The 26,204-nt window shown below is 70.0% G+C and carries 21 protein-coding genes; all 21 read right to left on the reverse strand.

The features are described 5' to 3' along the window. Window positions 1-32: 32 nt before the first annotated feature. On the reverse strand, window positions 33-1,871 hold the full coding sequence (gene cysC, locus ABZX37_RS23090; protein WP_354742625.1) for an adenylyl-sulfate kinase: 1,839 nt from the start codon (window positions 1,869-1,871) through the stop codon (window positions 33-35). After that, window positions 1,871-2,782 carry a sulfate adenylyltransferase subunit CysD gene (gene cysD / locus ABZX37_RS23095; RefSeq protein ID WP_354742627.1) on the reverse strand — a complete coding sequence of 304 codons (912 nt, stop codon included), beginning with the start codon at window positions 2,780-2,782 and terminating at the stop codon, window positions 1,871-1,873. The genes cysC and cysD overlap by 1 nt, the downstream gene beginning before the upstream one ends. Beyond that, the gene (locus ABZX37_RS23100; protein WP_354742629.1) at window positions 2,779-4,065 is read right to left on the reverse strand and encodes a condensation domain-containing protein; all 1,287 of its coding nucleotides are present in this window, start codon (window positions 4,063-4,065) and stop codon (window positions 2,779-2,781) included. The genes cysD and ABZX37_RS23100 overlap by 4 nt, the downstream gene beginning before the upstream one ends. Then, entirely contained in the window at window positions 4,062-5,510 is a 1,449-nt protein-coding gene (locus tag ABZX37_RS23105) for an AMP-binding protein (RefSeq protein ID WP_354742631.1), read from the reverse strand. Before ABZX37_RS23105 ends, ABZX37_RS23100 begins: the two co-directional genes overlap by 4 nt. Beyond that, complete coding sequence (locus tag ABZX37_RS23110; RefSeq protein WP_354742633.1) at window positions 5,507-5,782, reverse strand: phosphopantetheine-binding protein; 276 nt, start codon at window positions 5,780-5,782, stop codon at window positions 5,507-5,509. Before ABZX37_RS23110 ends, ABZX37_RS23105 begins: the two co-directional genes overlap by 4 nt. Before the next feature lie 42 nt (window positions 5,783-5,824). Next, window positions 5,825-7,093, reverse strand: coding sequence for an MFS transporter (locus ABZX37_RS23115; RefSeq protein WP_354742635.1), 1,269 nt, complete (start codon window positions 7,091-7,093; stop codon window positions 5,825-5,827). Further along, window positions 7,077-7,847 (reverse strand): hypothetical protein, encoded by a 771-nt coding sequence (locus tag ABZX37_RS23120; protein ID WP_354742637.1) that lies wholly within the window; start codon window positions 7,845-7,847, stop codon window positions 7,077-7,079. Before ABZX37_RS23120 ends, ABZX37_RS23115 begins: the two co-directional genes overlap by 17 nt. Further along, window positions 7,844-8,932 carry a M20/M25/M40 family metallo-hydrolase gene (locus tag ABZX37_RS23125; RefSeq protein WP_354742639.1) on the reverse strand — a complete coding sequence of 363 codons (1,089 nt, stop codon included), beginning with the start codon at window positions 8,930-8,932 and terminating at the stop codon, window positions 7,844-7,846. Before ABZX37_RS23125 ends, ABZX37_RS23120 begins: the two co-directional genes overlap by 4 nt. Continuing rightward, window positions 8,929-9,750 (reverse strand): [LysW]-aminoadipate kinase, encoded by an 822-nt coding sequence (locus ABZX37_RS23130; protein WP_354742641.1) that lies wholly within the window; start codon window positions 9,748-9,750, stop codon window positions 8,929-8,931. The genes ABZX37_RS23125 and ABZX37_RS23130 overlap by 4 nt, the downstream gene beginning before the upstream one ends. Window positions 9,751-9,755: 5 nt before the next feature. Next, window positions 9,756-10,757, reverse strand: coding sequence for an N-acetyl-gamma-glutamyl-phosphate reductase (gene argC / locus ABZX37_RS23135; protein ID WP_354742643.1), 1,002 nt, complete (start codon window positions 10,755-10,757; stop codon window positions 9,756-9,758). Next, window positions 10,754-11,623 carry a RimK family alpha-L-glutamate ligase gene (locus ABZX37_RS23140; protein WP_354742645.1) on the reverse strand — a complete coding sequence of 290 codons (870 nt, stop codon included), beginning with the start codon at window positions 11,621-11,623 and terminating at the stop codon, window positions 10,754-10,756. The genes argC and ABZX37_RS23140 overlap by 4 nt, the downstream gene beginning before the upstream one ends. Beyond that, window positions 11,620-12,735: a transketolase C-terminal domain-containing protein gene (locus ABZX37_RS23145; protein WP_354742647.1), complete on the reverse strand. Its 1,116-nt coding sequence runs from the start codon at window positions 12,733-12,735 to the stop codon at window positions 11,620-11,622. Before ABZX37_RS23145 ends, ABZX37_RS23140 begins: the two co-directional genes overlap by 4 nt. Next, a complete protein-coding gene (locus tag ABZX37_RS23150; protein WP_354742649.1) occupies window positions 12,728-13,570 on the reverse strand; it encodes a transketolase in 843 nt (280 codons plus the stop codon). Before ABZX37_RS23150 ends, ABZX37_RS23145 begins: the two co-directional genes overlap by 8 nt. Then, window positions 13,567-14,817 carry a DegT/DnrJ/EryC1/StrS family aminotransferase gene (locus ABZX37_RS23155; RefSeq protein WP_354742651.1) on the reverse strand — a complete coding sequence of 417 codons (1,251 nt, stop codon included), beginning with the start codon at window positions 14,815-14,817 and terminating at the stop codon, window positions 13,567-13,569. Before ABZX37_RS23155 ends, ABZX37_RS23150 begins: the two co-directional genes overlap by 4 nt. After that, window positions 14,814-15,860 carry a BtrH N-terminal domain-containing protein gene (locus ABZX37_RS23160; protein ID WP_354742653.1) on the reverse strand — a complete coding sequence of 349 codons (1,047 nt, stop codon included), beginning with the start codon at window positions 15,858-15,860 and terminating at the stop codon, window positions 14,814-14,816. Before ABZX37_RS23160 ends, ABZX37_RS23155 begins: the two co-directional genes overlap by 4 nt. A 35-nt stretch (window positions 15,861-15,895) precedes the next feature. Further along, window positions 15,896-16,441 carry a hypothetical protein gene (locus ABZX37_RS23165; protein ID WP_354742655.1) on the reverse strand — a complete coding sequence of 182 codons (546 nt, stop codon included), beginning with the start codon at window positions 16,439-16,441 and terminating at the stop codon, window positions 15,896-15,898. Beyond that, the gene (locus ABZX37_RS23170; RefSeq protein ID WP_354742657.1) at window positions 16,438-17,016 is read right to left on the reverse strand and encodes a GNAT family N-acetyltransferase; all 579 of its coding nucleotides are present in this window, start codon (window positions 17,014-17,016) and stop codon (window positions 16,438-16,440) included. Before ABZX37_RS23170 ends, ABZX37_RS23165 begins: the two co-directional genes overlap by 4 nt. Before the next feature lie 40 nt (window positions 17,017-17,056). Further along, the gene (locus ABZX37_RS23175; RefSeq protein WP_354742659.1) at window positions 17,057-18,286 is read right to left on the reverse strand and encodes a cytochrome P450; all 1,230 of its coding nucleotides are present in this window, start codon (window positions 18,284-18,286) and stop codon (window positions 17,057-17,059) included. Between the two features lie 23 nt (window positions 18,287-18,309). Then, on the reverse strand, window positions 18,310-20,883 hold the full coding sequence (locus tag ABZX37_RS23180) for an alpha/beta fold hydrolase (protein ID WP_354742661.1): 2,574 nt from the start codon (window positions 20,881-20,883) through the stop codon (window positions 18,310-18,312). A 33-nt stretch (window positions 20,884-20,916) separates the two neighbouring features. Continuing rightward, window positions 20,917-24,174: an amino acid adenylation domain-containing protein gene (locus tag ABZX37_RS23185; RefSeq protein WP_354742663.1), complete on the reverse strand. Its 3,258-nt coding sequence runs from the start codon at window positions 24,172-24,174 to the stop codon at window positions 20,917-20,919. Between the two features lie 70 nt (window positions 24,175-24,244). Next, window positions 24,245-25,963, reverse strand: coding sequence for a prenyltransferase/squalene oxidase repeat-containing protein (locus tag ABZX37_RS23190; RefSeq protein WP_354742665.1), 1,719 nt, complete (start codon window positions 25,961-25,963; stop codon window positions 24,245-24,247). Window positions 25,964-26,204 lie beyond the last annotated feature (241 nt).

The raw sequence follows: 26,204 nt of genomic DNA on the forward strand, positions 1-26,204 counted from the left end.
GGCGGAGATCTTGGCGAGGCGGGCCGCAGCGATCACCGCGCCAGCCACTCCAGCAGGATCGCTGCCTGTGCGGAAGGAGCACCGTCGTCCGGGCGCAGGACGACGTCCGGGCTTCGGGGCACCTCGTACGGGTCGTCCACTCCGGTGAAGCCGACGATCTCGCCCCGCCGGGCCTTCGCGTACAGGCCCTTCGGGTCGCGAGCCGCGCAAGTCTCCAGCGGGGTGTCGACAAAGACCTCCACGAATCGCAAGCCTGCTTCCTCGTGACTGCGGCGGACGGCGTCCCGGTCGGCGCGGTACGGGCTGATCAGCGTCACCACGGCCACGGTGCCCGCGTCGGCGAACAGCTTCGCGATCTCTCCGGTTCGGCGGACGTTCTCCTGGCGGTCTTCGGCGGAGAAGCCCAGCCCGGCGTTGACGCCGTGGCGCAGGTTGTCTCCGTCCAGCAGGTAGGCGGGGCGGCCGGAGGCGACCAGCCGACGCTCCAGCTCGGCGCCTACCGTGGACTTTCCCGACGCCGACAAACCGGTCAGCCACACGGTCATTCCCGAGGTGGCGCGCCTTGCACGGGTCACGGCTGGTTCGTGCCAGACGACGGCGGGCGCGGTTTCCGCCGGGCCGATGATCATCCCGGCGGCGACCGTTTTCTTGCTGACCTCGTCGACGAGCACGAAGCTGCCGGTGTCGCGGTTGCGGCGGTACGGGTCGAAGTGCAGCGGCCGTCGCGTGCGCAGCCGGAGGCGGCCGATTTCGTTCAGGGACAGCGAATCGGCGGCCTGGTCGCGGTGCAGGGTGTTGATGTCGAGGCGGTAGTCCAGCTGGCCGACGGTGGCGGGGACCTCGCGCGTCGTGTGGTGGACGGTGTATCGGGCACCGACCGACAGGGAGCTGTGTTCGGTCAGCCAGCAGACCATGGCGTCGACGTCGGCGGCGACGTGCGGGCGGTTGTTCGGGCGGCAAATCAGGTCGCCGCGGACGATGTCGATTTCATCCGACAGTTCGACGGTCACGGCTTGGCCTGCGAAGGCTTCTTCGATCGCGGTGCCGCCGGGGCCGCGGACGGCGGCGATGGTGGTGCCGAAGCCGGACGGCAGGACAGTGACCTCGTCGCCGGGTTTGAAGACGCCGCCTGCGATGGTGCCGGCGTAGCCGCGGAAGCCTTGGCCCTCGGCGAAACCGTGGGCGCGGATGACGTATTGCACCGGCAGGCGCGCGTCGATGAGGTTGCGGTCCGACGCGACGTGCACTTCTTCGAGCCGGTGCAGCAGCGCGGGGCCTTCGTACCACGGCATTTCGGCGCTGCGGTTGACGATGTTGTCGCCGTGCAGGGCGGAAACCGGCACGAAGGCCAGGTCGTGGACGTCCAGTTTCGCGGCAAAGCGGCGGAATTCTTCGACGATCTCGGCGAATCGTTCCTGCGCGTAGTCGACCAGGTCCATTTTGTTCACGCACACGATCAAGTGCGGGACGCCGAGCAGACTGGCGATGAAGGCGTGCCGGCGCGACTGTTCCAGCACGCCTTTTTCCGCGTCGACGAGAATGAGCGCGACATCGGCGGTGGAGGCGCCGGTGACCATGTTGCGGGTGTATTGGATGTGGCCGGGAGTGTCGGCGATGATGAATTTCCGCCGCGGCGTGGCGAAATAGCGATAGGCGACGTCGATGGTGATGCCTTGTTCGCGTTCGGCGCGCAGGCCGTCGGTGAGCAGGGCCAGGTCGGTGTGGGCGTCGCCGCGTTGCGCGCTGGTGCGTTCGACGGCGGCGAGCTGGTCTTCGAAGATCGCTTTCGAGTCATACAGCAGGCGTCCGATCAGCGTCGACTTTCCGTCGTCGACGCTGCCCGCGGTGGCCAGCCGGACGAGGTGGCTCATCAGAAGTACCCCTCCTTCTTTCGGTCCTCCATGCCGGTTTCGGAGATCCGGTCGTCCGCGCGGGTGGCGCCGCGTTCGGTCACGCGGGTGGCGGCGACCTCGGCGACGACCGCCGCGGGAGTGGCCGCGGTCGATTCGACGCAGCCGGTGCAGGTGGCGTCGCCGACGGTGCGGAAGCGGACGGTCGCGGTGAACGGTTCTTCGTCGTCCGGGCGGCGGTGGAGGAAGCGGGTGTCGGCGAGCAGCATGCCGTCGCGGCGGACGACCGGGCGGCGGTGCGCGTAGTAGAGCGGCGGCAGGTCGATGTTCTCGGCCTCGATGTAGGTCCAGATGTCCAGTTCGGTCCAATTCGACAGCGGGAAGACCCGGATGTGCTCGCCTTTGCGGTGGCGGCCGTTGTACAGCCGCCAGAGTTCCGGTTGCTGATTGCGCGGGTCCCATTGGCCGAATTCGTCGCGGAAGCTGAATACGCGTTCCTTGGCGCGGGCTTTTTCCTCGTCGCGGCGCGCTCCCCCGAAAACCGCGTCGAAGCCTTGGTCGTTGATTGTCCGCAGCAAAGTTGTGGTCTGGAGCCGGTTTCGGCCCGCGCGCAGGTCTTCCGTGACGCGGCCGTTGTCGATGTCGTCCTGGACGCGGCCGACGACGAGCCGTACGCCGAGGCGGGCGACGACCTCGTCCCGGTACTCGATCACCTCGTCGAAGTTGTGGCCGGTGTCGATGTGCACGAGCGGGAACGGCACCGGCGCGGGCCAGAACGCCTTGCGCGCCAGGTGCAGCATCACCACGGAGTCCTTGCCGCCGGAGAACAGCAGCGCGGGGCGGGCGAAGGTGGCCGCGACCTCGCGGAAGATGTGCACGGCTTCGGCTTCGAGGGCTTGCGGATGGGTCAGTTCGTACGACGGCGCGGTCATCTGCGGGCCTCCAGCTGGTCGAGCAGGGTGCGCACGGGAAGGTCGAGGTCGCCCGAGACGAGCGACAGCGCGGTCAGCCATTGCTTCAGCACGGCATGCGCTTCGTCGGCGGTGAAGTAGTCGGTGGCGTAGTCGGCTCGGACCTGCCAGCTTTTGCCGTCCGCGACCACGTATTGCAGCCAGTCGAACTTCGCCGCCGCGCCCGCGACGTACACCCGTTCGCAGCGCAGGCCCGGAAGCTCGAGGTGGCTCGGCGCCTCGTCGAGAACCAAGCAGATCCGGCCCAGGTGCGAACCGGACAGCACTCCGCGCTCACGCGTGACGCCTCCGCCGAGCAGCGCATACGGCACGTTTCGGTGCCGCAATACCGCTAAAGACGTGCGTTTCGCGGCGGCGCAGACCTCGCCGACCGTGGCGTCGGCGGAAACCTGGTAGCGCACCGGCAGCAGATCGGTCAGGCAGCCGATCACGTCGTCGAGGTCCGGGTCGCCGCGACGGGACATGGGGGTCCCGAGGACGATGTCGTCGTCGTTCACCGCGGCCGCGACAAAAGCCAGGCAGACGCTCATCAGCACGTTCGCGGTAGTGCGCAGGGAACGGGCAGCTGAGCGCACCGCGTCGCTCAATTCAGCGGGGACGGTGCCGCGGACACAGGCGCACTCGGTTCCCCGTCGGGCAGGCAGTTGGCGCGGGTGCGGCGGCAGGTGGGACATCGCGCGGGCGCCGTTGAGATATGAGGACCAGAAGGTGAGGTCTTCGTCCGCGATCCCGGCCGCGCGCTGACGGACTGCGTGCTCTCCCAGGGTAAAAGCCGGGGCGTCGACGACCTGCTCCGAGTACAGCGCGGACAACTCGCGGTCGATCAGCACAAGCGAGGCGTCGTCCACGATGACGTGGTGGATCTGCAGCAGCAGGACGTATTCGTCCGGCCCGTAGTCGTACAGCGTCATCCGCGCCGGTGCCGACGTCAGGTCCAGCGGTCGCTGCCCAGCGCGGCGCAGCACCTCGTGCAGGTCTCCCCCGGGCCATGGCAACCGTTCGAAAGGCAGGGCGCCGACCGGATCGATGAGCTGGATCGGGCCGGTCTCGTCGAGGGTGAACCTCGTGCGGAACGCGGCGTTCCGGCCCACCAGGGCCCGTAGCGCGCGTTCCAGCGCCGGGACATCAAGGGGGCCGGAAATCCGCTGGGCCCAGGTTTCGAGAAACGGCGACGGGCTGCCCGCGAACTGGTCGGCGATCCAGATCGCTTCCTGTTCGAAGGTCTGCGGAAAGACGTCCGTCATCGGCTCTCCAGCGCGGACAGGTCGACTTTGCCGTTCTCCCGCCGGGGCAGTTCCTCGACCAGTTCGAATCTTGTCGGGACCGCGTAGGCGGGAAGCAGCGCGCCGAGTTCCTTGCGTGCCTCTTGCGGGGACAGCCGGGCGCCGTCGGCCAGGGTGTAGACCAGGGCGATCTGCGCGACCCGGCCGTCCGCGTCCGTCCGGGCGACCGCGGCGCAGGTGCGGATCCGCGGGACGGCGGCCGCGGCGGCCTCGACGTCGCCGAGTTCGATGCGGTTGCCGTTGAGCTTGACCTGCCGGTCCCGGCGGCCGCGGTAGTGCAGGATTCCGGCAGCGTCCAGCAATCCGACGTCGCCGGTGCGGTACGTCCCCGGTCGCGGGAATCGTTCGCGCGACAGCCGTTCGTCGCCGAGATATCCCAGCGCGACTCCGGAACCGAGCGCGACGATCTCGCCCGGTTCGCCGGCGGGCGCGGGGGAACCGTCGTCGCGCAGGACGACGACCTCGGTTCCCGGCACCGGGACACCGGCCGGGATTCCGCCGGGAACGTCCACATCGGACGGCCGCATCCGGTGCACGGTCGTCAGCATCCCGTTCTCCGCCGGGCCGAAACCGTTCCAGAGCGGGATTTCCGGGAAGCGGTCAAGGAAGATCCCGACGTGCCGGGGCGATTGTTTCTCTCCCCCGACGTAAAGCTCCCGGACGCCTTTGAAAGCATCGAGATCCTCGTCGACGATCAGGTTGAACAGCGAGGTCGTCAGCCAGACCGTGTCCACGCCCTCCTCGGCGACGAGGTCGCGCAACCGGCTCGGCATCAGGTGGCTTTCCTCGACCACCACTGACGTACCGCCGGTGGTCAGCTGACCCCACAGCTCGAACGCGTACATGTCCCAGGCCCCCGGCGCGACCTGCGGCGTGACGTGTCCGGGCCCGAAGCCCGGCAAGCCGTCCGGGCCGAACATCCGGGTTACGGCGCGATGCGGCACCAGAACGCCCTTCGGGACGCCGGTGCTGCCGGAAGTGAAGAACACCATCGCGATGTCCTCGGGACCGGACAGCACCGGTGCGGCCTGGGTGCCCGAGGCGAGCTCGGCCAGCGGCACCGGCTCAAGCGGGCAGGTAATGCCCAAGCCAACCCCCGGACGGCCGACCACGACCGGGTCGTCCAGCTGCGCCAGGATCGACGCGATCCGGCTTTCCGGCCAGCGCGGGTCGAGCACCGCGTAGCCCGCCCCGGCCATCAGCACGCCGAGCTGGACGGCGATCAGCTGCGCACCGCGCGGCAGCACCAGCGGGACGATGTCGCCCGGCCGCACCCCTTCCGAGGACAGCCGGTGCGCCACGGCTTTCCCCGCCGCGACCAGGGTCCGGTAGCTGACCCGTTCGCCGCCGTGCACGAGCGCGGTCGCGTCGCCGTCGTGCCGGGCCACCGCGGCGTGCACGCTCACGGCGCGCCCTGCCGGATCTGCTCGACGAAATCGGCCAGCTCGTCGTGTTCGAGCAGCACCGTCGGGTCGAGCCGGCAGCCGATCTTGCCCGCGATGCGGGCGCAGATCCGGATCGCCGCGAGCGATCCGCCGCCGAGGTCGTAGAAACTGTCGCGCCGCCCGACCAGGTCGACGTCCAGCACCGCCGCCATGATCGCGGCGACGCGCTCCTCCAGTTCGTCGGCGGGATGTTCGTACTCCGCGGGCGACAGGGCAACACGGCTTTCGGGCACGGGAACTCCTCTTCGCAGCACTTTCGGGGCAAAACGCGAGACTCAGTCCGTTCCGGGGATCGGCTCCAGCGGGGCGGCCTTCGGGGTGTGCCCGGCCTCCTCGGCTTCCTTCAGCCCCCGCGTCGTCACACGCGACGCGAACACGAACGCGGAGAGCGTCAGCCCGATCGCCGCCGCGATGAAGGTCGCGGCCGTCCCCTGCCACCGCGCCAGCGCGCCGCCGAGCAGCGCGCCCACCGGCACGACGCCGAGCACGATCAGCCGGTACGCCGCGGTGACCCGGCCCAGCAGCTCGTCCGGCACGGCGGCCTGCCGGAGCGTGCTGACCACGATCTGGTTCAGCGCTGTCGCGATGGCGCTCAGGAACATGAGGATCTCGACCAGGACGACGCTGTGGGTGAGGCCGAGTGCCGCGTAACTCGCGGCGGGCACGAGCGCGGCGAGCCAGGTCACCGGGCCGCCGCCGAGCAGCGGCACCGCCTTGGCCGCGATCAGCGAACCGAGGATCGCGCCCACCGCGGGCACCGCGATGAAGAAGCCGTACCAGGACGTCGTCACGCCGAGCGGACCTGTCGCGAGCAGCACGAGGAGGCTGGCCGTGGCGGAGGAGAAGAAGTTGATCGAGGCGGAGATGAACGCGACCCGGCGCAGCAGCCGGTGTTCCCAGAAGTACGACCAGCCTTCCTTGATGCTGCGCACGACGTCGCCCGCCGAATGCGTGCTGCCGCTGGTGTCGTGCGCGGTGGGCAGCATCCTCGGCAGGGTCACCAACGCCAGCGCGGCGAGTGCGAAAAGCCCGGCGCTGGTGGAAAACACCAGCACCGCCGACATCGCGAACAGCGCCGCACCCGCCGGCGGGCCGATGAAGCTGTGGATCGCCGACTGGGTGGCGAACAGCCGGCCGTTCGCCCGTTCCAGGTCCTTGCGCTCGACCAGCCGCGGCGGGACGGTCAGCGCGGCGTTGTCCACCAGTGTTTCGGCGACGCCGGTCAGGAAGACCGCCAGGTAGAGGATCGCGATGCTGTGCAACTGCGCGACCAGCATCAGCACCAGCAACAGGAAACCCGCCGCGCGGACCACGTTGCCCCAGACCATGATGAACCGCCGGTCGACCCGGTCGGCGAGCGCGCCGGCCGGCAGGGTGAACAGCAGCCACGGCAGGAACTGCGCCACGGTGAGCCCGCCGATCAGCAGCGGGTCCCTGGTCACCACCACGGCGAGCAGGGGCACGGCGGCGATCACCAGGCCGTCGGCCAAGTTGGACAGGACCTGCGACATCCACAGGCGGGTGAAGCTACGCCCCAAACTCATGTGCACTCCTCTGCGTTCCTTGCCCGCTGGCTGGTTCCCTCTGCTCCGGATTCAGCGCCGCCCTGATGCGGTCGTGGTACGGCAGCTGGTCGCGTTCGTATCTCTCCGCGACGGGCCGAAGCGCGGCGGGCAGTTCTTCCCGGGTGCGCGCCGCGACGCCCAGCGCGGTCGACGCGCTCGCCCCGGCGTGCCAGCGTCCGGTGGTCCCCCAGCTCGGCGGCGGCTCCTTCCGGAACGCCAGCGAACCGGGCACGAACGGGATGCCCATCGCCGCGCAGTACGCCGTCATCTCCTGCTCCGGGTCGCGCACCATCCGGTCGCCGTCGACCAGGTGCATCGGCATTCCGGCGGCGCGGACGGTGGCCACGATGTCCCAGAGGTTCCGGAATCCCATCGCCCGCGACGTCGCGTCGGCCTGCATCACGAGATGCGAACGCACGGTGTCGCGCGGGTTCCGGATCATCGCCGCGTGCCGGCAGCGGTGCACGAAATCCGGGTTCGCGCCGAGGCGGTCGATGGGAAAGTCCGTGGTGTCCTTGAAAAACACCGGCCGCGTCGCCGAGACTTCGAGGAGCGCGGCCATCACCTCGTCCTGGCTCGCGCAGGTCCGGCCGTCGACCTCCGCGGCGCCGAAATCGCACACGCGCGAGAACGGTTCGTGGACCACCAGGAAATCGCCGCGCTCGTACATCGCGCGCTCGAACGCGGTCGAGCGCGACCGCGGCACGCACCACAACGCCAGCAGTTCGGTCACGGCTTCACCTCCAGCAGCGAGTTGTCCAGTTCCCGCAGGGCCGTCCGCAGGATCCGGACGCCCGCGAGGTACTCCGCGATCGCGATGTGCTCCCCGTCGGTGTGGTTCTGATACGGGTCGCCGGGGCCGTAGGTGGCCATCGGGACGGTCCAGGTGCGGCTCAGCGTGTTCATGTCGCTGGTGCCGGTTTTGAGGCTGTACCGGGGTTTTCGCCCTTCGATGGCGATGGCGCGGGACAGCGCGCGGACGCACGGCGAGCTTCGTGGCACTACCACCGGCGGCACCTCGTATCTCAGAGTCACCGCTACGTGCTCGCCCAGGATCGCGGCGACTTGGTGCCGCAATTCCTCGGGAGACGTGTGCGGCGGGGTTCGGAAGGACAGCGAGCACCGGCTGGAGAACGGCTCGAAGTTGCCGTTCTTGACGACCATGCCGACGTCGGCGAAGTTCGCGTTGCCGCGGGTCGAGAAGACGTCGAGCAGCCGGGCCAGCGCGGCGATCAGCGTCTCGCTCGACTTCAGCTCGGGGGTCGCGGTGTGCGTCCGCGTGACCTCGCACCGGACGTCGAGCTGGACCATTCCCTTGTAGCCCACCGTGACCGTCGAGGACCCGCTCGGCTCCCCCACCAGCACCGCGTCCGGCACGGGCACGGTCTCGCGGACGTGCTCGGCGCCGCGCGAGGACAACGCTTCCTCCTCGACCACGCCGATCCAGTGGACGCGGAGGCCGAGGTCGCGGCTGGTGAGCGCGGCGACGAGCATCGCGATCAGCGGTCCCTTGGCGTCGACCGCGCCGCGGCCGCGAATGTGGGTCTCGCCGTGTTCGAAGGGCACTTCGCCGGGAACGGTGTCGAGGTGGCTCAGCAGCACGACCGTCCGCGCGCCGCTTCCGACGATCGCGTGCGCATTTCCCACGTCGTCGAGAAAACTCTCCGCGCCGAAGCCGGCCGCGATTTCGCGCAACCGCTCGGCCAGCCGCCGCTCCTCGCCGGAGACGGACGGGATCGACACCGCCTCGGCCAGCAGCGCGACCGCCGCGCTGTCGACCAGCTCGCCCTCCCGCGTGCTGAAGTCCTGAATCGTCATGCCGGGCCCAGCCCCTTCCCGATCAAGGTTCCGCTTCCGCCGAGTGCTTCCGTCAGGGGCGCTCCCCCGCGTCCGTCGCAGATCTGCACCGCCCGCAGACCCTTGCCGAGTGCTTCCGTCGCGGCGGCGATCTTCATCCGCATGCCCCCGCTCAGCGTCGGGATCAGCTCCTCGGCGTCGGCCGCGCTCAGCTCCGCGACGGTGGACGACGGATCGTCCGGGCGAGCCAGCAACCCGGCGGTGTCGGTGAACAGCAGCAACCGGTCCGCCTGCCAGGCGGCCGCGATCTCGCAGGCCATCCGGTCGGCGTCCACATTGGTCGGCTGGCCGTCGGCGGTCATGCCCGGCGGGCAGACGACCGGCACCATCCCCAGGCCGTGGACGGCGTCCAGAAGGCTCGGGTTCACGCTGACGACGCGGCCCGCCAGGTTGTCGCGCACCACCCGGGTCCGGCCGTCGGACACCGCGCGGATCGCCGCTTTGCGTTCGGTGCGGACGAGTCCTCCGTCCATTCCGGACAGTCCGACCGCCGGGACCCCGCGCTGCCGCAACGCCGAGATCAGCCGCGCTTGGGTCCGGCCGCGCAGGGCCATCATCACGGCGGTGAGGGTGGCCGCGTCGGTGTATCTGGTCCGCATGCCGTCCGGGGACCGCAGGGTGCGGCGCGGCAGGCCGAGTTCGCCGATGGTCTGGTCGATGTCCCGGGATCCGCCGTGCACCACGGTGATCCGGTGCGTGCGCCACAGCGCCGCGAGATCGTCGGCGATGCCGGTCCCGCTCTCCTGGAGGCTGCCGCCCCACTTCACGACAATTCTCATCGCGCTCACACCGGGTGCAATCCGGGGAAGGCCAGCCCGCTGGTCTCGGGGAGGCCGAGCAGGAGGTTCATGCATTGCACGGCGCCGCCGGCCGCTCCCTTCACGAGGTTGTCGAGGCTGGCCATCACGAGCGCGCTGCCCCGGTTGTCCACCGCGACGGCGATGTCGCAGTAATTCGAGCCGAGCAGCACCTTCGGGTCCGGGTAGCGGAACGCGCCGCGCGGGCTGGTGAGCAGGCGGACGAACGGTTCCGAGCCGTAGTCCTCCTGGTACAGCCGGATCAGCTCGCGCTCGCTCAAGTCCACTGCCACGCGCGCCAGCGTCTGGACGCCGCGGACCTGCGGTGTGGCGGTGACCGTCATCGAGGACTCCACGCCGAGCGCTTCGGTCACCTCCGCTTCGTGCCGGTGGCCGAACGGGGCGAACACCCGCAGCACCCCGCTCCGCAGTGCGTGGGAGTTCGACGTGTCGGCGGAGGCTCCGGAACCGCTGCTGCCCGTCCGTGCGTCGATCTGCGCTGCCTCGAGGAGACCGCGCTGAGCCAACGGTGCGAGGCTGAGAATCGCGCAGGTGGCCATGCACCCGGGAACCGCGACGCGGTCCGCGTCCACGATCTGCTTGCGGTGCAGCTCCGGCAGGCCGCGGACGAACGCGGGGCCGCCCTCGCGATCCCAGCCGTAGTACCGCCGCATGAGCGCGGCGTCCTCGATCCGGAAGTCCGCGGTCAGGTCGACGATCTTCGGGGCGAACGCGCTGACCTCGTCGAGGATCTCGCTGGTGGAACCGTGCACGCCCGCCAGGAACACGAGGTCGACCGGCTCCAGGTCCGCGCGCCGCCGGTACCGCAGGCCGCCCCCGCGCAGCGGCGGGTGCGCGGTTTCCACGGCCCGGCCCGCCTGGGTGTCCGAGGTGACGGCGACGACCTCGACTCCCGGATGGTGGACGAGCAGCCGGAGCAGCTCGCCGCCGACGAAGCCCCGGCCGCCTACCACCGCGATCCGTTTCACGCCGATTCCTTCTCTTCGAGTACGCCGCCGGCGCACAGGTCGACAATCCGGGCCGCGACGTCCACGCCGGTCGCGCTCTCGAAACCGCGGAACTCGGGCCGGGAGTTCACTTCCAGCACCAATCGACGGCCGTCCGCGCCTTCGACCAGGTCCACGCTCGCCACCCGCGCGCCGACCGCGGCCGTCGCTTCGAGGCACAACCGGCGTACCTCGTCGTCGGGTGCGAGCAGCTCGACCGCCGCGCCCCGGGCCACGTTGTTGCGCCAGTCGGTACCCGAGCGGACGATCGCGCCGAGGAAATCGCCGTCGACCACGATGCCCCGGAGGTCCGGCGAACCGGGCCGGACCGCCTCCTGGACGATCGCGGTCCGCATCGCCGCCGACGGCAGTTCCGCGCAGTGCTCCAGCACGGCCTCGGCGGCGTAGCGGTCGGTGATCAGGCTGACCCGCTTGCCCCACGACGAACCGAGCGGTTTGACGACCGCCGGGTAGCCGATCGCTTCGATCGCCAGCAGCCCGGCCTCCGGGGTTTGCGCGAGCAGGGTCGTCGGCGTCGGGATCCCGGACTGGCGGAGCTGCAGGTACGTCGACCATTTGCTGCCGCAGATCCGGCTCGCCGCCGCGTCGTTGACCGGGAACGCGCCGAAGGCTTCGAGCGTCTCGGCCATCAACAGCGCGCGCTGTGCGGAGATCTCGCGGTTGAGCACCGTCATGCCCGGCAACTGGGCGATCTGCTCCGGAGCGAACGACACCGCGCGGGGGTCCAGGCGGTGCACGGAGAGGCCGCGATCGTCCATTTCGGACAGCAGGCGGCGTTCCTCGTACCGGACCACCGACAGCAAGATCCCCAGCGCTGCGGCGTTCATTCGCCCCAATCCTCTTCGGACTCGGGCGCGATCGCGAGCTTCAGCGGCGCGGTGGAGAAGATTTCCAGCTCCGCCGAGCATTTCGGGCAGCTGACGATCTCGCCCGGGTAGCTGTCCGCCTGGATCTGGACGTCCCCGGCGCAGCTGAGGCATTCGGTGGTCATGTGCGTCCCCTTCCCTGTCGGTTGAAGTTCTCCGGTGAAAGCCAGCACCCGGCGGAGAACGGAGGCGGCGTCGAGCCCGCCCGCCGCGAGCAGGTCCGCGTGCGAGCCGGGGGCCAGGAAGCCGTCGAGGCCGATCGGCAGCCAGCGGATCCCGCGTGCCCCGGCCGCCGCGGCGACCTGCGCGCCCATGCCGCCGGAGGGCCACGCCTCCTCCAAAGTGACCAGCCATCGGCATTCGTCGGCGATGAGGTCGTTGACCGCGGCGGCTGATTCCGGGTCGACCGTGTGCGCGTTGATCACCTGGGCGCGGCAGCCCTCCGCCGTCAGCCCGCGCGCCACTTCCAGCGCGGTCAGCAGCATCTCGGGCCCGGTGGCGACCAATGCGACGTCCTGCCCGGCGCGGACTTCTTGCGGCACGCCGAGTTCCGGTTCCGCCAAGCCGCTGAAGACCGGCGAATCCTTGCGCCCGAGCCGGAGGTAGGTCGGGCCGTCGTACTCCAGGCACTGCTCCAGCAGCGAGACCGTCTGCCGCGCGTCGGCCGGGACGACGACGCGCATGTTCGGCAGCGCGTTCATCAGCGCGAGGTCTTCGGCGCAGTGGTGCGTCGGGCCGAGCCAGCCGCCGCTGACGCCACCGTGCGTGCCGACGATGCACACCCGCCGGCGCGGATAGGCGATGTCGAGCTTGATGAACTCGAAGGCCCGGCTCGCCGAGAAAGCGGCGAAGGTGCAGACGAGCGCTCGCCAGCCGAGGTGCTCCGCGCCCGCGGCGAGCCCGAGAGCAGCGGATTCCGCGATGCCGACGTTGAGATATTCCATCTCGGGAGTCGGCGTGACAGATCCGGTGTCGGTGTCGACCACGAGCACGTTGTGCCGTATCGCCAGCTCCGGCAACGCGGTGGTGAAGGCGGCCCGGGTGCTCTTGCGCTCCGTCTTCGTCTCAACCACGGCCCTGGCCTCCCCGCCGCATCCCGGCCTCGACGCGTCGGCGCTTCGCCGCGTCGAGCCGGACGAAATGCGACACCGCCCGGCCGGCGAGGAGCCCGGCGCCGTTGCCCTTGACCGTCCGGCACACCACTGCCGTCGGCTCCCCGCTCGCGGCTGCGTCTTCTAACGCCGCGCAGAGTCCGGGCAGGTCGTGGCCGTCCGTCTCGACGGTGTGCCAGCCGAAGCCGGACCACCGTTGCGCGGGCGGGGCGCCGTCGCTCACCTCGTGCACGGAGCCGGTCTGCTGGAAGTCGTTCGCGTCCACGACCACGACGAGGTTGCCCGCGTCGAACGCCCGGCCCACCTGCGCCGCTTCCCAGACCGAACCCTCCTGCAGTTCGCCGTCGCCGACGAGGACGAAAGTCTTCGCGGTGCCGGCTTTCCGCTGCGCCCACGCGACGCCGTTCGCCAAGGCCAGTCCGTGGCCGAGCGAGCCGGTGGCGAATTCGACGCCGGGGACCGCGACGTTGCCGTGGGTCGCCAAGCGGCTGCCGGGGCGGCAGAAGGCGGGGATCTCCTCCGGCGGGAAGTACCCCCGTTCGGCGAGCGTCGCGTACAGCGCCATCGCCGAATGTCCTTTGCTCAGGACGAAAACGTCCCGGTCCTTCCCTTCGGCGTCGGCGGGGTTGATGTTCATGACGTGGAAGAAGAGCGCGACCAGGATCTCGACCGAGGACATCGAACCGCCGAGATGGCCGCCCTCCGGTCCGGAGCACATCTCGACGATGTGCTCCCGGATGCGGTCCGCGCGGGCTTCCAGCGCCTCGAGGTCCGGCTTGCGCACAGCTGTCGTCACGAGACCGCGCCTTTCTCCAGAACGGCGAGGTTCGACCAGACCTTCTCGATCGCGTCGGCGAACCTCTGCAGCAACGGCCCGGCGTCCGGCGGCAAATGCCGCTGCTGGATGGTGAAACTCCGGTCGATGACGTCCTGGGTGACCGGCCAGGCAGGCTCCTGCTGGCAGAGCGACCGCAACGCGGGCTGGTCGGCCAGCGGCATCATTTGGTATCGGGTCGCGGGCACGCCTTCCGCGCGCAGCGCCCGCATCAGCAGCGTCCGGGCCGCGGCTGTGCTCAGGTCCGGGAAAAGCCGGTCGAGGTCGACGACGAAGCGCAGGATGTGCCAGGCGTGCTCGTACCCCTCCGGCTCGCTCGGGCACACCAAGCCGGGCAGGTTTCCCAGCCGGGCGAGGAAAGCCGCGACATTCTTCCGCCGCGCCGCGTGGTAGGCCGGGAATCGTTCCAACTGGCTGCCGGTGTACGCGGCCTGGACGTTGCTCAGCTTCGCGTTGAAACCCAAGCGGTGACTGACGTAACGCCGCGGCTGGTCCGGCCGGATCAGCTCGCCGAACTGCCGCAGCTGAACCAGGCTGTCCGCGACGCTGTCGTCGTTGGTGACGACGAGGCCGCCTTCGCCGCAGGTCGGGAGGTTCTTCGTCATCTGCAGGCTGAACGTGGCCGTGTTGCCGAACGCGCCGCACGGGACGCCGCGGTACCGGGCTCCGTGCGCCTGCGCGGCGTCCTCAATCACCGCGCAACCGCGGCTGCGAGCGAGGTCGGTGATGGCCGCGATGTCCGCGCTGAGCCCGTGCAGATGAACCGGGATGACCGCCTTCGTGCGCTCGGTGAACGCCGCGCTCAGGCTTCGCGGCGACATCGTGAAGGTGACCGGGTCGACGTCCGCGTACACCGGCGTCGCGCCGACGTGCGTCACCGCCATCGCCGTCCCGACAAAAGTCAGCGCCGGGACCACGACCTCGTCGCCCGGGCCCACGCCGTGGGCGAGGAGCGCGAGCTCGATCGCCGTGGTCCCGTTGCTGACGCCGACGCAGCGGCGCACGCCCAGGAACTCGGCCCACGACCGTTCCAGCCGCTCGACCGCGGTCAGTCCCGCGCGATCGGACACGAAGACGTTCGACTCCAGCACCGCGAGCACCGCGGCCCGGTCCGCGTCCGTCGTCCTCGGCCAGTCCACCGGCGCGAGCGACGGCAGGACCGGCTTCCCGCCGGCGAGCGCCAGCTCGCCACCGCCTCCGGCATTCATCTGGCCTCAGCCCACCCTCTCGACGCCGCGAGCCGCCATTCGACGGCCAATTGCTCGTACGCGTGCACCAGCTCGTCGCCGCGCCGCAGCACCAATTCCGGCACCCGCGCGAGATTCGCCGCGTGCGCGCTCAGCAGCCGCAGGTTCGACCACGCCGACATCACGCTGTCCGCGGCAGCGGCGATCCCGGACAGATACGGCAGGCTCACCCGGCGCGCGAACTCTTGCGTCAGGCGGCCGTGCAGGAACGCCTGTGCCTGCATCGCCCAGCCGAACGTGTAAGCGGGCCGCAGTTCCGCCGGATCGTCGCTGTGTTCCTGCAGCCGCCGCACGAACCGGCGCACCCCGGCCTGGCCGGTCCACACGCGATCCGCGTCCCCGGCCGCGCCGTTGTTCCAGCGTTCGAGATTGCCCTCGATCGCCCGGCCGAACCCGGCCGCGGTCAACTCCCCCGGCTCCGACCCCACGCGAGCGGTCAGCAGCCGACCGGCGATCTCGCTGCTGGAGAAGAACACGTCCTGGTGGTCGGCCGGGTTGCCCGAGGTCCACGCGTTCATCAGGTGCTCGGCGGGCAACCACCCCTGGAACCGGGGCGGTTGCGCGTCGGACACGTAGAACTCGGTTTCCCCGCCGGCCTTCCGCCAGGCCGGGACCACGACCAGATGCGCGGCGTGGACGTCGTGATAAGCGGGACGGAACGGGAGGTGGTAATTGTCCACCGCCACGATCACGCTCGCGTGCTTTTCGATCAGCTCGATCAGGTCGTCGGCGTTCTTTCCCGACGTCCATTCCGATTCCACGTCGTGATAAGGACACAGATCGGCCGCCACGCCCCGGCTGCTCTGCGCGGGACGGTAGAACTCCTCGCACATCGTGTCCCGCGGCGCGAACGCGAATTCGCACGCGAGGCCGAGCACCTCGACCGGGCGCAGGCCGTGCTCCAGCAGAATGCTGCCCACCGTGGTCTGGAGACAGCTCAACGGATCCTCGTACCATTGCGGGTAGGTGCCGGTCGCACCGTCCCAGCCGCGTTCTCGTGGCATGCCGAAACCTTTCCGGGCTTTTCAGAAAATGTCGTTCAGCGGCCCAGCAGCGTCATCGCGAACAAATGGACCGCCGGGTTTTCCGGCAGCGAAAGCGCGCACAGCGGCTGCCTGCGGGTGACCGGGACGCGCTGGCACCACAGGGTGATGCCGATGCGTTCCTGCACGTGCTGCGGATAGTGGACGGTGTCGGTGCGCAGCGCGAATTCCTCGCCGTAGTCCGACCGGCCCTCCCACAGGTCCGAGAGCTCGAACCGGTCGCGGCTCGCCGATCCGTCGGCGAAATGCCAGGTCACGTAGTCGCGGACGCGCCGTTCGCCGCAGCCGATCACGTACAGCCAGTCCCAGCGCCGCTGCGGGACCTCGATCCACTGCCCCGAACAGACCAGGTTGTCCGGGCCGTTCCCGTCCAGCGGCGTGCTGCGCAGCGGAACGCCGTCGACGACCCGCTCCAGCGGCCCTGGCTGCGCCGGGATCGAGTTGCGCCAGACGTTCAGCCGTCCGTCGGCGAGGTTCGCCGGCGTGGTCGCCGCCTGGTTGTTGAGGAACGGTTCGAGCGGGAGCATTTCGTGGACTGTCACCGGAACTCCTTTCGCACCAGTGCTCTGCGCTGCAGCCGGGGCTCGACGACGGCGAACCCGCACGCCTCGAAGGTGCTGACCCGGCCGTGGAAGCTGTAAGGGTCGAAACCGGACTCCGGATCGCGGTCGTCCTCGGGGTACGCCTCGATCAGGTCGGCTTTCTCTTCTCGCGCCCACTCGGCCGCCCGGTCGATCAACTGCCGGAGCAGGCCGCGGTGCCGGTGCTCGCGCTCCAGGTACACGCAGACGATCGACCAGATCCGCTCCGGGTCGTCGCCCGGGAGCAGCTTCGCCGCCCGCGATCGTTGCAATCGCGGGAAACCGAGTCGCGGGCCCGCGCCGAGCCAGCCGACCGGCACGCCGTCGACCGTGCCGAGCACGCCGACCCGTTCCCCGTCCCGCACCAGCTCGCCGAGCGTCGCCTTGCGCGCGGCCGGGCGGCACGCGGAGTAATCCTTGGAGCCCAGCCGGAAATACATGCACCAGCAGTATTCGACGAGCCCTTTCGGCCCGAAGAACTCGTCGATCGCGGGCCAGTCGCCCGGTCCGACCACGCTCGTCACCAGTTCGCTCATCAGTCCTCCTTTTCGCGGCATCCCCGTTTCCCCGCCCGGCCTAGTTCCAGCCGACTGCCAGGGGCAGGCGCACGACGCCGTTCAGGAAGTTCGAGACGAGATGCCGCGGCGGTCCCGAAAGCGAGAAGGACCGCACGTTTTCGCGCCACAGATCGAAAAACGTCTTCAACCCGGCGACGGCCACGTGCTGGCCGACACACCGGTGCACGCCGAGCCCGAAGGCGAGATGCTGGTTCGGGGACCGGTCGGGGACGAACCTGAACGGTTCCGGGAATACCTCCTCGTCCCGGTTGGCCGAGGCGGGCCAGGCGGTGACCAATTCCCCCGCCCGGACCTCGGTTCCGGCGAGCGTAGTGTTCGCGACCGCGCGCCGCAAAACGTGGTTGATCGGGCTCGCCCAGCGCAGCGCCTCGTCCACGAAGCGCTGGTCCGTCCGCTCCTGGCGGACGAACCACGACCACAGGTCCTCGTCGCCGGCCAGCAGGATCAGGGTCTGGTTGATGGTCTGCGGCACCGTCGGATTGGCCCCCATCAGGAACGCGTACGCGTTCAGCAGCGCCACGTCGCGGTCCGGGTCCCCGACCACTTCGGCGGCGTGCGGGCACCGGCCGCTCACCGTGTCCTCGGGCGGGCCGGATTCCAGCACTTCGCCGAGGACGGTCATGATCGTCGTGTGCGCCTCGAAAAGGTCGAACCGGCGCTGCCGCTCGGATCGCGGGACGTCCGATCCGCCCATCGCGCGGACCGTCGCCCGGCCGGTGACCGGCCATTCGCTCTCCGGGATGCCCATCAGCGGACCGGTGATCGTCATCGGCAGGGTGATCATCGCTTCGCAGAAGTCGAAGGTCTCCTTGCCGCGGACGGCGTCGAACAGTTCGCGCATGCGCGCCTCGATCCCCACCTGGAGCCGCTGAGTCGCCTGCACCGTCATCAGCGGGGTGAAGACGCGCTTCAGTTCGGAATGCAGCGGCGGGTCGGTGAGGTGGATCGCCGCCCCCGCCGCGACATCCCCGTCGCCGCGCACGCTGAGCATGGTGCTGTAGGCCGAGGAGAACGTCTTGTGGTCGCCCAGGACCGCCTTGACGTCGGCGTGCCGCATCGCCGCGAGGAACTGCTGCCCGTCCGGAGTCCGCTGCCGGTGCAGGCCGCCCTCGGCACGCATCCGTTGCCACACGGCGTGCATGTCCTGGGCGGAGTACAGCGCTTCGTCGTAGATCTCCGGCGAAGCCCCGTCGGGAGCCTCCTGCGAACCTTCGAGGGCGACCAGCATGAAACGTCTCCTTTGCGTGAAAGTCAGGCAGCGAGCCCGAGGTTCTCGGCGCAGCGCAGGTAGAACCGCGAGGCGACCGACCACTCCGTGATGCCCTGTGCCCCCAGCACCTGCATCGACGCGCGGACCGCGCGCACCAGGACGTCCTGTTCGAGGAGTTCGAACCGGCGGAGCGCCGCGTCGTCCAGGCCGGGCAGGGTGTTCGCGATTTCCTGCAGCCTGGTGCTCACCGCGTGCAGTTCCGCGTAAGACCGGATGAGCGGGAACATCAGCGCGTCGATGTCGACGAGCTTCCGGCCGAATTGTTCGCGGCCGGCGGCGTGTTCCCAGGCGGTGCGGAACAGTCCGAGGCCGAGGCCCAGCACGTAGGCCGCGTGCCGCACCCGGCCTTCGCGAGCTCCGGGCTCGGCGGAGGGCTGGTAGGCGTTCTCGAACCCGAGGTACCCCAGGCTCAGGTTGATCGAGCAGCCGACGGCGAGGCCGAGGCCGAGTCCGCCGTCGTCCTCGGGGGTCTCCACCTGGTCGAAACCCAGCTCCGCCAACGTTCCCGCCAGCGCGGCGCGACGGTCGGCCGAGTAGCTGAACAGCGGTTTCGCCTTGATCCCGGCGCCGACCGGTTCGAGCACCTCGACCACCGCGTCGGCGAGTTCGCCGCCGAACCGGTGCAGGATGTCCCGGCACCGGGTGGCGTATTCCTCCTTGAGGTCCACCGAAAGCGTCGACAGCATGATCTCCGACGAACCGGCCGACAGGGTGAGCCCGGGCGATTCGGTGAGCCCGGACAGCAGTTCCTCGCGGACCAGACCGTCCTGCGGCTCGGTCCGGAGCGTCCGCCAGCGGCGCAGCACCTCGTGCCCGACCTGCTGGCACGTCTCGCTGGTGTACAGCTTGGCCACCGCGGTGTCGGTCGCCGTCGCATCGGGACGGAGGAACACCTCCGTGGCCGCGCGCGCCACTGTTGTCGCGCATTCGACCTGGCCTTCGAGCAACTGCAGCTCATCCGAGCCGACCGCCGCCGCCCGCAGGGCTTTCAACCACCGCGCCGCTCGGACGACGTGGTCGATGCCGGTGCGTTCGATGGCCAGGGCACCGTCGAGCAGTGCCCACCCGCGACCCTCTTCGCCGATCCGCCGCCAGCTCTCGACCTCGACGTCTTTTAGCCGGACGCGGCACATCTGCTCGGGCTGAATGGTCTCGACCAGCTCGACCGTCACTCCCGGTGCCGCCAGGTCGATGACGAAAAGCGTGATGCCGTCGTACTTATGACCGTCGTCGCCGGTGCGCGCGGCGACCAGCGCCGAACCGGAGAGGTGGCTGTAGATGCTGAACACCTTGACGCCGTTGAGGACATAGCGGTCGCCTCGGCGGTCCGCCCGGGCGCGCAGCGACGCGAGATCGCTGCCCGCCCGCGGCTCGCTGTACAGCACGGTGGCAAATTCCTCGCCCCGGCTGATTCGCGGGAGCAGGTCCTGTTTCAGCCGGTCCGAGCCGGATTTCAGCACGAAGTAGCCGACGATCTGCACGGTGAGCGCATAGACGAGGTCCGGCAGCCCGGTGGCGATGAACTGCTCGAACAGCTCGACCCCGGTCTTCGTCGGCAAGCCCGCGCCGCCGAATTCGACCGGCCAGTCCGGTGTCAGCAGCCCGCGCCCGCCGAGTTCCCGGTATGCCTCGGCGATCGCTTCCGGCTCCATTTTCCGGGCTCGCAGCACGAGATCGCGCCAATGCGGCGTGTCGACCAGCTCTTTCAACGCCGCGTGCAGGTCGGGCTCGACGCCGGTGCTGACCACTGGCGTGCTCACGGGCAGGTCCAGCGCGCTGCGGATGATCTTCTCGATAGTGGCGAGCGGGTCGGCGTTCTGCAGCAGGCCGTAATGCTCGCCGGGAAGCTCCTGGAAGTCGACCTCGCCCGAGGACACCGTGCGCCAGTCCCGTTTGAAGGACTCCGCCGCCCGCACGATCACGACGTCCAGGTCTCCGGGCGTCGGCTTCCATTTGCGGAGAAGACGGCTGTTGTGGCCGAAGATCCGGAGACGTTCGGAGAAGGTCTCCTCGTCCATGCCGACGATCTCGGCCGCTTCGGACTCGGTGCTCGCCAGGAACTCGCCGTCGTGCCCGCCCGAGCGCAGCGCGTCGCGGACGAACCACTCCAGTTCCTCGGCGTGCGTCGACTCCTCGTACTCGATGGTCGACCACGTCGAGTCGAGCAGCACCACCTTCGGCCGCTTCCCGCGCGCCGCGAGCAGATTGGCGATCTCCCAGGCCAGCGCGCCGCCGAACGACCAGCCGCACACCAGGTCGACGTCCGGGCAGTGCTCGGCGAGAACCTCGGCGTAGCGGCGGGCGAGGTCCTGCATCGACTCCGTCGGCTCGCCGCCGTCGAGCACCTCCCGCGAAGATTCGAGGCCCCAGCAGGCATACTCCGGGAACCTGCGGACCAGCGGCTGATACGTCAGCAGGCTGCCGCCGACCGGATGCGCGAACAGCAGGACCTTCGCGCCGGGCGCCGACCGGCTCAGCTCGACCAGTCCCGGCACGCCCGGTGCCGCCGACCTCGCGCTGAGATAGCTGCTCAGGCGTTTGCCGTCACCGTCCATCTCTCCTCCTTTCCGGATGCGCTCCACGTCCGCTCACTCGCCGGCCAGCAGCCGGGCGACGTCCTCTTCGGTCATCCCGGCGATGGCCTTCTCCAGTTCCTCGGCCGACAGCGAGGCCAGCCGCGCCCGTTCGACCTCGAGCGCCATGCTCTGCACGCTCGAATCGTTGAAGAACGCGGCGAGCGAGATCGTCGCCGAGAACAGCTTCTTGATCTTGGAAACCAGTTGCGCGGCTTGGAGACTCGTGCCGCCGAGGTCGAAGAAGCTCGCCGTCTTGGGGAAATCGGTGCGGCCGAGGATCGGGCCGAACGCGTCGGTCAGCATGGCCCGTTCGAGATCGGTGAGCTCCTCCGCGGGCGCGGCCTCGACGGTGAAATCGGCGTCCGGCAGCGCGCGTTCGTCGATCTTGCCGCTGCCGTTGATCGGCAGTTCGTCCAGCAGCACGAAGGTCGACGGTTGCATCGTGGACACCAGCCGCTTGCGGCAGTAGTCCCGCAGCGAACTTTCGCTCGCCTGCCTCGCTCCCCCGGTCGCGCAGTAAGCGACGATCCGCTTCTGCTCCCCCTCCTGGCGGACCTGCACGTAGACGTTGCGGAGGCCCTCGGCGGCGCGGAGCACGCTCTCGATCTCGCCGACCTCGATCCGCACCCCGTTGATCTTGACCTGCCGGTCGCGCCGCCCGACGTACACCAGCCGGCCGTCTCCGTTGTGCCGCACCAGATCCCCGGTCAGATACACCCGCGCGGACGGGTCGGGCCCGACCGGATCCGGGACGAACTTCTCCCGGTTGTCCTCGTCGCGCCGCCAGTAGCCCGGCGTCAGCCCGACCCCGCCGAGCGCCAGCTGCCCGATGACGCCCTGCGGCACCGGCCGGTTGTGCTCGTCCAGCACATACGCGACGTGGTTGTCCATCGGGCCGCCGATCGGCAGCCCGGCCGCCGGCAGCGGCTCTTCGAGCTCCTCGACGACGCTGGTGACGGTGCATTCGGTGACGCCGTAGCCGTTGAAAATGCGCCTGCCCTTGCCCCACGCGCGCACCAGCTCGTGCGAGAACGCTTCGCCGCCGACGAACACGATGCGCAGGTCGTTCAGCGGACCCGGGTCGAGCAGCTTCATCACCGACGGCGGCAGGTCGGTCACGGTGACCCGGTGCTCCTCCAGGAACTGCTGGACCTCCGCCATGCTCAGCCGCATCACCGACGGCACGACGTGCAGCGACGCCCCGCTCAGCAGCGCGCCGAACATCTCGAAGACCGACACGTCGAACCCGCAGGACGCGTAGCCCAGCACGCGGTCGGCCGGGCTGAGTTCGAACAGCGTCCGGACGTTCCGGATGAAGCCGAGGATGTTGTCGTGGGTGATCAGCACGCCTTTCGGCTTGCCGGTGCTGCCCGAGGTGTACATCAGGTACGCGACGTCGTTCCCGCCGCGCGCCGGTTCGGGCAGGCTCGCCGGGACCGGGGCGTCGACCGGCAACCGGCATTCCGCGCCGGGTGCGATCCCGGCGGTCGTCGCGTCGCACACCACGCAGCGGAGGTCGGCGTCTTCGATGATCGCCTCGATCCGGCCGCGCGGGTTCATCGCGTCGATCGGCACGTACACCGCGCCGATCGCCAGCAGCGCCAGGACTGTTGCCGAGAAGTCGGCCGACGGTTCCAGCGCGACGCCGACCCGGTCGCCCGCGCGGACTCCGGCTTCGGCCAAATAGCCGCGCAGTGCGTCGACCCGTCGGCGCAATTCCGCGTACGTCAGGTCTTTTCCGGGAGTGCTGACGGCCAGCCGGTCCGCGTGCTCGTCGGCGATCCGGCAGAACCGCGTGTAGACGTTGCCGGTCGGTGCCGGCGCCTGCGTGCCGATGCCGAGCCGGGCCTGGATCCGGCGGGATTCGCTGTCGTGAGCCCACAGTTCGCGCAGGCTGATGCCCGGCTCGGCGATCGCGCTGCGCAGCAGCCAGACGAACACCCGCTGCATGGTTTCGATCGTCGCCTGGTCGAAGATGTCGGTGTTGTACACGGTGTGCACTTCGAGGTCCGGGCCGCTGCGCGCGATCGTCCACTGCTGGAAGAACTTCGCCTGCGTGGTGGGGACCTCGACCTCCGTCGCCGAGACGCCGTCGAGGCGCATCGGCTCGGTCCACTCGTTCATCGTCAGCGTGTACTGGAACAGCGTCGACCGCGACGGATCGCGCCGGACCTGCGCGCTCGCGATGATCTGCTCAAGCGGCAGGTAGCCGTGCGCCTGTGCGCCGCGCAGCCGTTGCTGGACCCGCTTGAGCGTCTCCTGGAACGTCTCGTCCGGGTCGAGCTGGAACCGCAGCGGCAGCATGTTGATGAAGAAGCCGAGGGTCCGTTCGGTTTCGACCTCGGCGCGGTTCGCGCTCGGCATGCCGAAGATGACGTCGCCGGAGCCGGAATACCGGTGGTACAGGCAAGCCATCACCGTGGCGTAGACGGTGATCGGGGTGGTCGTGAGCGACGAGGCGAGCCGGTTGGCCTGCGTTGCCAGCCCTTCGCAGGTCTGGACCACGGCGCGGCCGGGATAGGTCACCGCGGGCGGCAGCGGGCGGTCGCCGGGGAGGTCCATCACCTCGACGTCGCGCAGCGCTTCCGCCCAATGGTCGGCGCTGGCCTGCCAGGCCCCGGCGCGCATCTGCTTGCGCTGCCATTCGCTGAAATCGGCGAACTGGACGGCGGGAGGATCCACCAGCGGCGTCGAGCCGGCCCGGCGCGCGTTGTACTCCTTCTCCAGTTCGTCGAAGAAGATGGCCGTCGACACCCCGTCGAAGACGATGTGGTGCACGACCAGTCCGAAGTAATGCAGATCGGGCCGGACCTCCACCAGATCCGCGCGCCACAGCGGGAATTCCGTCAGCGTCATCCCGACCTCGGCGAGCTCGTCGAGCATCCGGCGGGCCTCGGCCTCGCTCGACGCGGACGACCGCGGGACGACGATTTCGGGATCCTCGACGATCCCCTGGAAGAACTCGTCGTTCTCCTCGAGCACGTAAGTCCGCAGTGCCTCGTGGCGGCGGACGATGCTCGCGAAGGACTCGGTGAGCGCGTCGGCGTCCAGGTCGCCTTCGAGGCGGAAGAGGAACGCGACGTTGTAGGTCGATTTTCCGGTGGCGAGCTGGTCCACCACCCACAAGGTGTCCTGCGAATACGACAGCGGCACGTTGCCGCGGTCCTGGCGGGGACGCGGTCCGTCGGTGATCTTGGCGCGTGCACGGGCCAACATGTCGGCAAGCGATTTCTTCTTGCCCTCCGCGGTACTGTCGCGCACTGTACTCACCTGTTGCTCCCTTCCCGGTGCTGAGCGGAATGCGATGCCCGGCCGACGCCCGGCGGCCGGTTTCCTTCGTTCACAAGTTCAAGGGCGGCAGCAGCGCCGCCGGATCGGTCAGCCACGCGCGCAGGAGCGCGCCGAGGCAGTCGGCGAGCGGCCCGGCCACCGCGGGCGAACGCGGGCTCCAGGCGTAGTGCCCGTCGCCCAGTTCGACCCGCAGGAGGAAGCGGGCGACGCACGCGCGGTCGGAATCGCGGCCGAGGCATTGGTCGGTGCGCACCACCTGGTAGGTGGTGGCGAGGTCGGGAAGCCCGAGCGCGGTCGCGGCGTACCCGCCGGTCGCCCGGGCGTAGCAGGCCAGCCCGGCGTGCAGGTTCGCCGCGGCCGGCCGGGCGCCGAGCAGGTGCAGCACCCGCGCGGCCTGCGCGGCAGCGCTCGCGGCGGCCGTCCCGGCCGAAGCCGGGTCGACCAGGCCGCCGTCGCGGCAGAGCGTCACGAAGGCGACCGCTCGCGCGCCGTCGAGGATCGTGGTGGGACGGCCGCCGGTCAGCCGGTCGGCCAATTCGACGGCGGCGGTGGTGGAGCCGAGGTCGGAGGCGCGGCCGAGCCAGTGCGCGAAACCGCCGTCCGGGTTCTGCAGCCGCGCGATCCAGCGGCGCAGGCGACGCTCGTCCAAGCGGTGTCCGCTCGCCCGTAACGCTTCGAAGGCCCATTGCGTGCAACGGACTTCCGCGGTCTGGCCGGGCATGTAGCCGACGCCGTCCTCCGCGGGCGGCTGCGCGTCCTGAAGCCAGCGGACCAATCCCGGTGCCGGAGTACCGGAACGCACCGAGGTGAGCAGACCGGCCGCGGTGGCGAGGCTGTCGCCTGCGGCTTCGGGGCTTCGGTAGGTGTAGCCGCTGCCCGCCAAGCGGCAGCGCGCCACCGCTTCGGCGATCGCGTCCGCTTCCGCTGCCGGAAGGTCGTAGCCGAGCGCGGTCAGCGCGCCCACCGCGGAGAAGCACGCCCAGATGTCGGAACGGCCGTAGCCGGGCCAGCGTTCGTAGCCGCCGCCGGGCAGTCGCCGGTCGCCGATCCACGCGAGCGCTCCCGCCGGGTCGGGCGGTTGCGCGCCGAGGACGCGCAAGGTCAGCACCGCGCGGAACGTCGCCCAGAGGCAGACCGCCGAGCCGGGCGCGAACCGGAATCCGCCTTCGACGGTTTGCTGTTCGCACAGCCACGACACCAGCGGACCGGTCCGCCACGGCAACGGCGCCGTGGTCACGGCTCGCCACGCCCGGACGCCGTAGTAGCAGGCACGGGCGTCCGAGAGGTTCGAGCCGGGCTGCCAGGCGAGGCCGCCGTCGGGACCCTGCAACGCGGCCAGCCACCCGGCGTGCCGCGCCGGTTCCGGGGCGGCGGTGCCGGTGACCTCGACCAAAGTCTTTGTGGCGCACCAGGTCGCCCACACGTCCGGCGGACGGCCCGCGCTCATCGCGAACCCGCCCTCGACGGTCCCGGTGCCGGACACCCATTCCGCGACCCGGGCGGGTTCGTCGATTTCCTCGCCGAGATCGTGCAGCGCGCGGGTGCAGCAGTAGGTGGCCCAGCCGTCCGACGGGAGGCCGCGCTGCCAGGTGTAGCCGCCGTCGCTGTTGCGGCGCGACCGCAGGAACCTCGCGATACCAGCGGGTTCGGCCGGGGTGCGGCCCAGTCGGCGCAGGGTGCGGACGGCGGCGTAGCTGCAGGAGAGGTCGGCTTCGCCTTGGCTGAGTCCGCCGTCGGCCAACACGGCGGGGGCGGTCGTGGCGGTCATCGGGCGGCCGCCGTGTTTGTCCGGTTCTTTGGGGTTCCCGGCGGGGCCTCACTGCAGGAGAGCCGGTTCAGCGTCATGGCGAAGCGACCTCCTTCCGGGACCGGGTCGTTCCCGGTCGCTCCACTCTTTCCCGCCGGGGCGGCTGGCGCATGGGTGCTGCGCACCCAAAGAGTCGCCGTCCGTCCACTCCCGGCGCCCATAAATGTTTCCGGCTGTGACTAAACGATTTCAGGCCGTGCGC

It is taken from the genome of Amycolatopsis sp. NPDC004079, from assembly GCF_040610415.1.
Classification (GTDB): domain Bacteria; phylum Actinomycetota; class Actinomycetes; order Mycobacteriales; family Pseudonocardiaceae; genus Amycolatopsis; species Amycolatopsis halotolerans.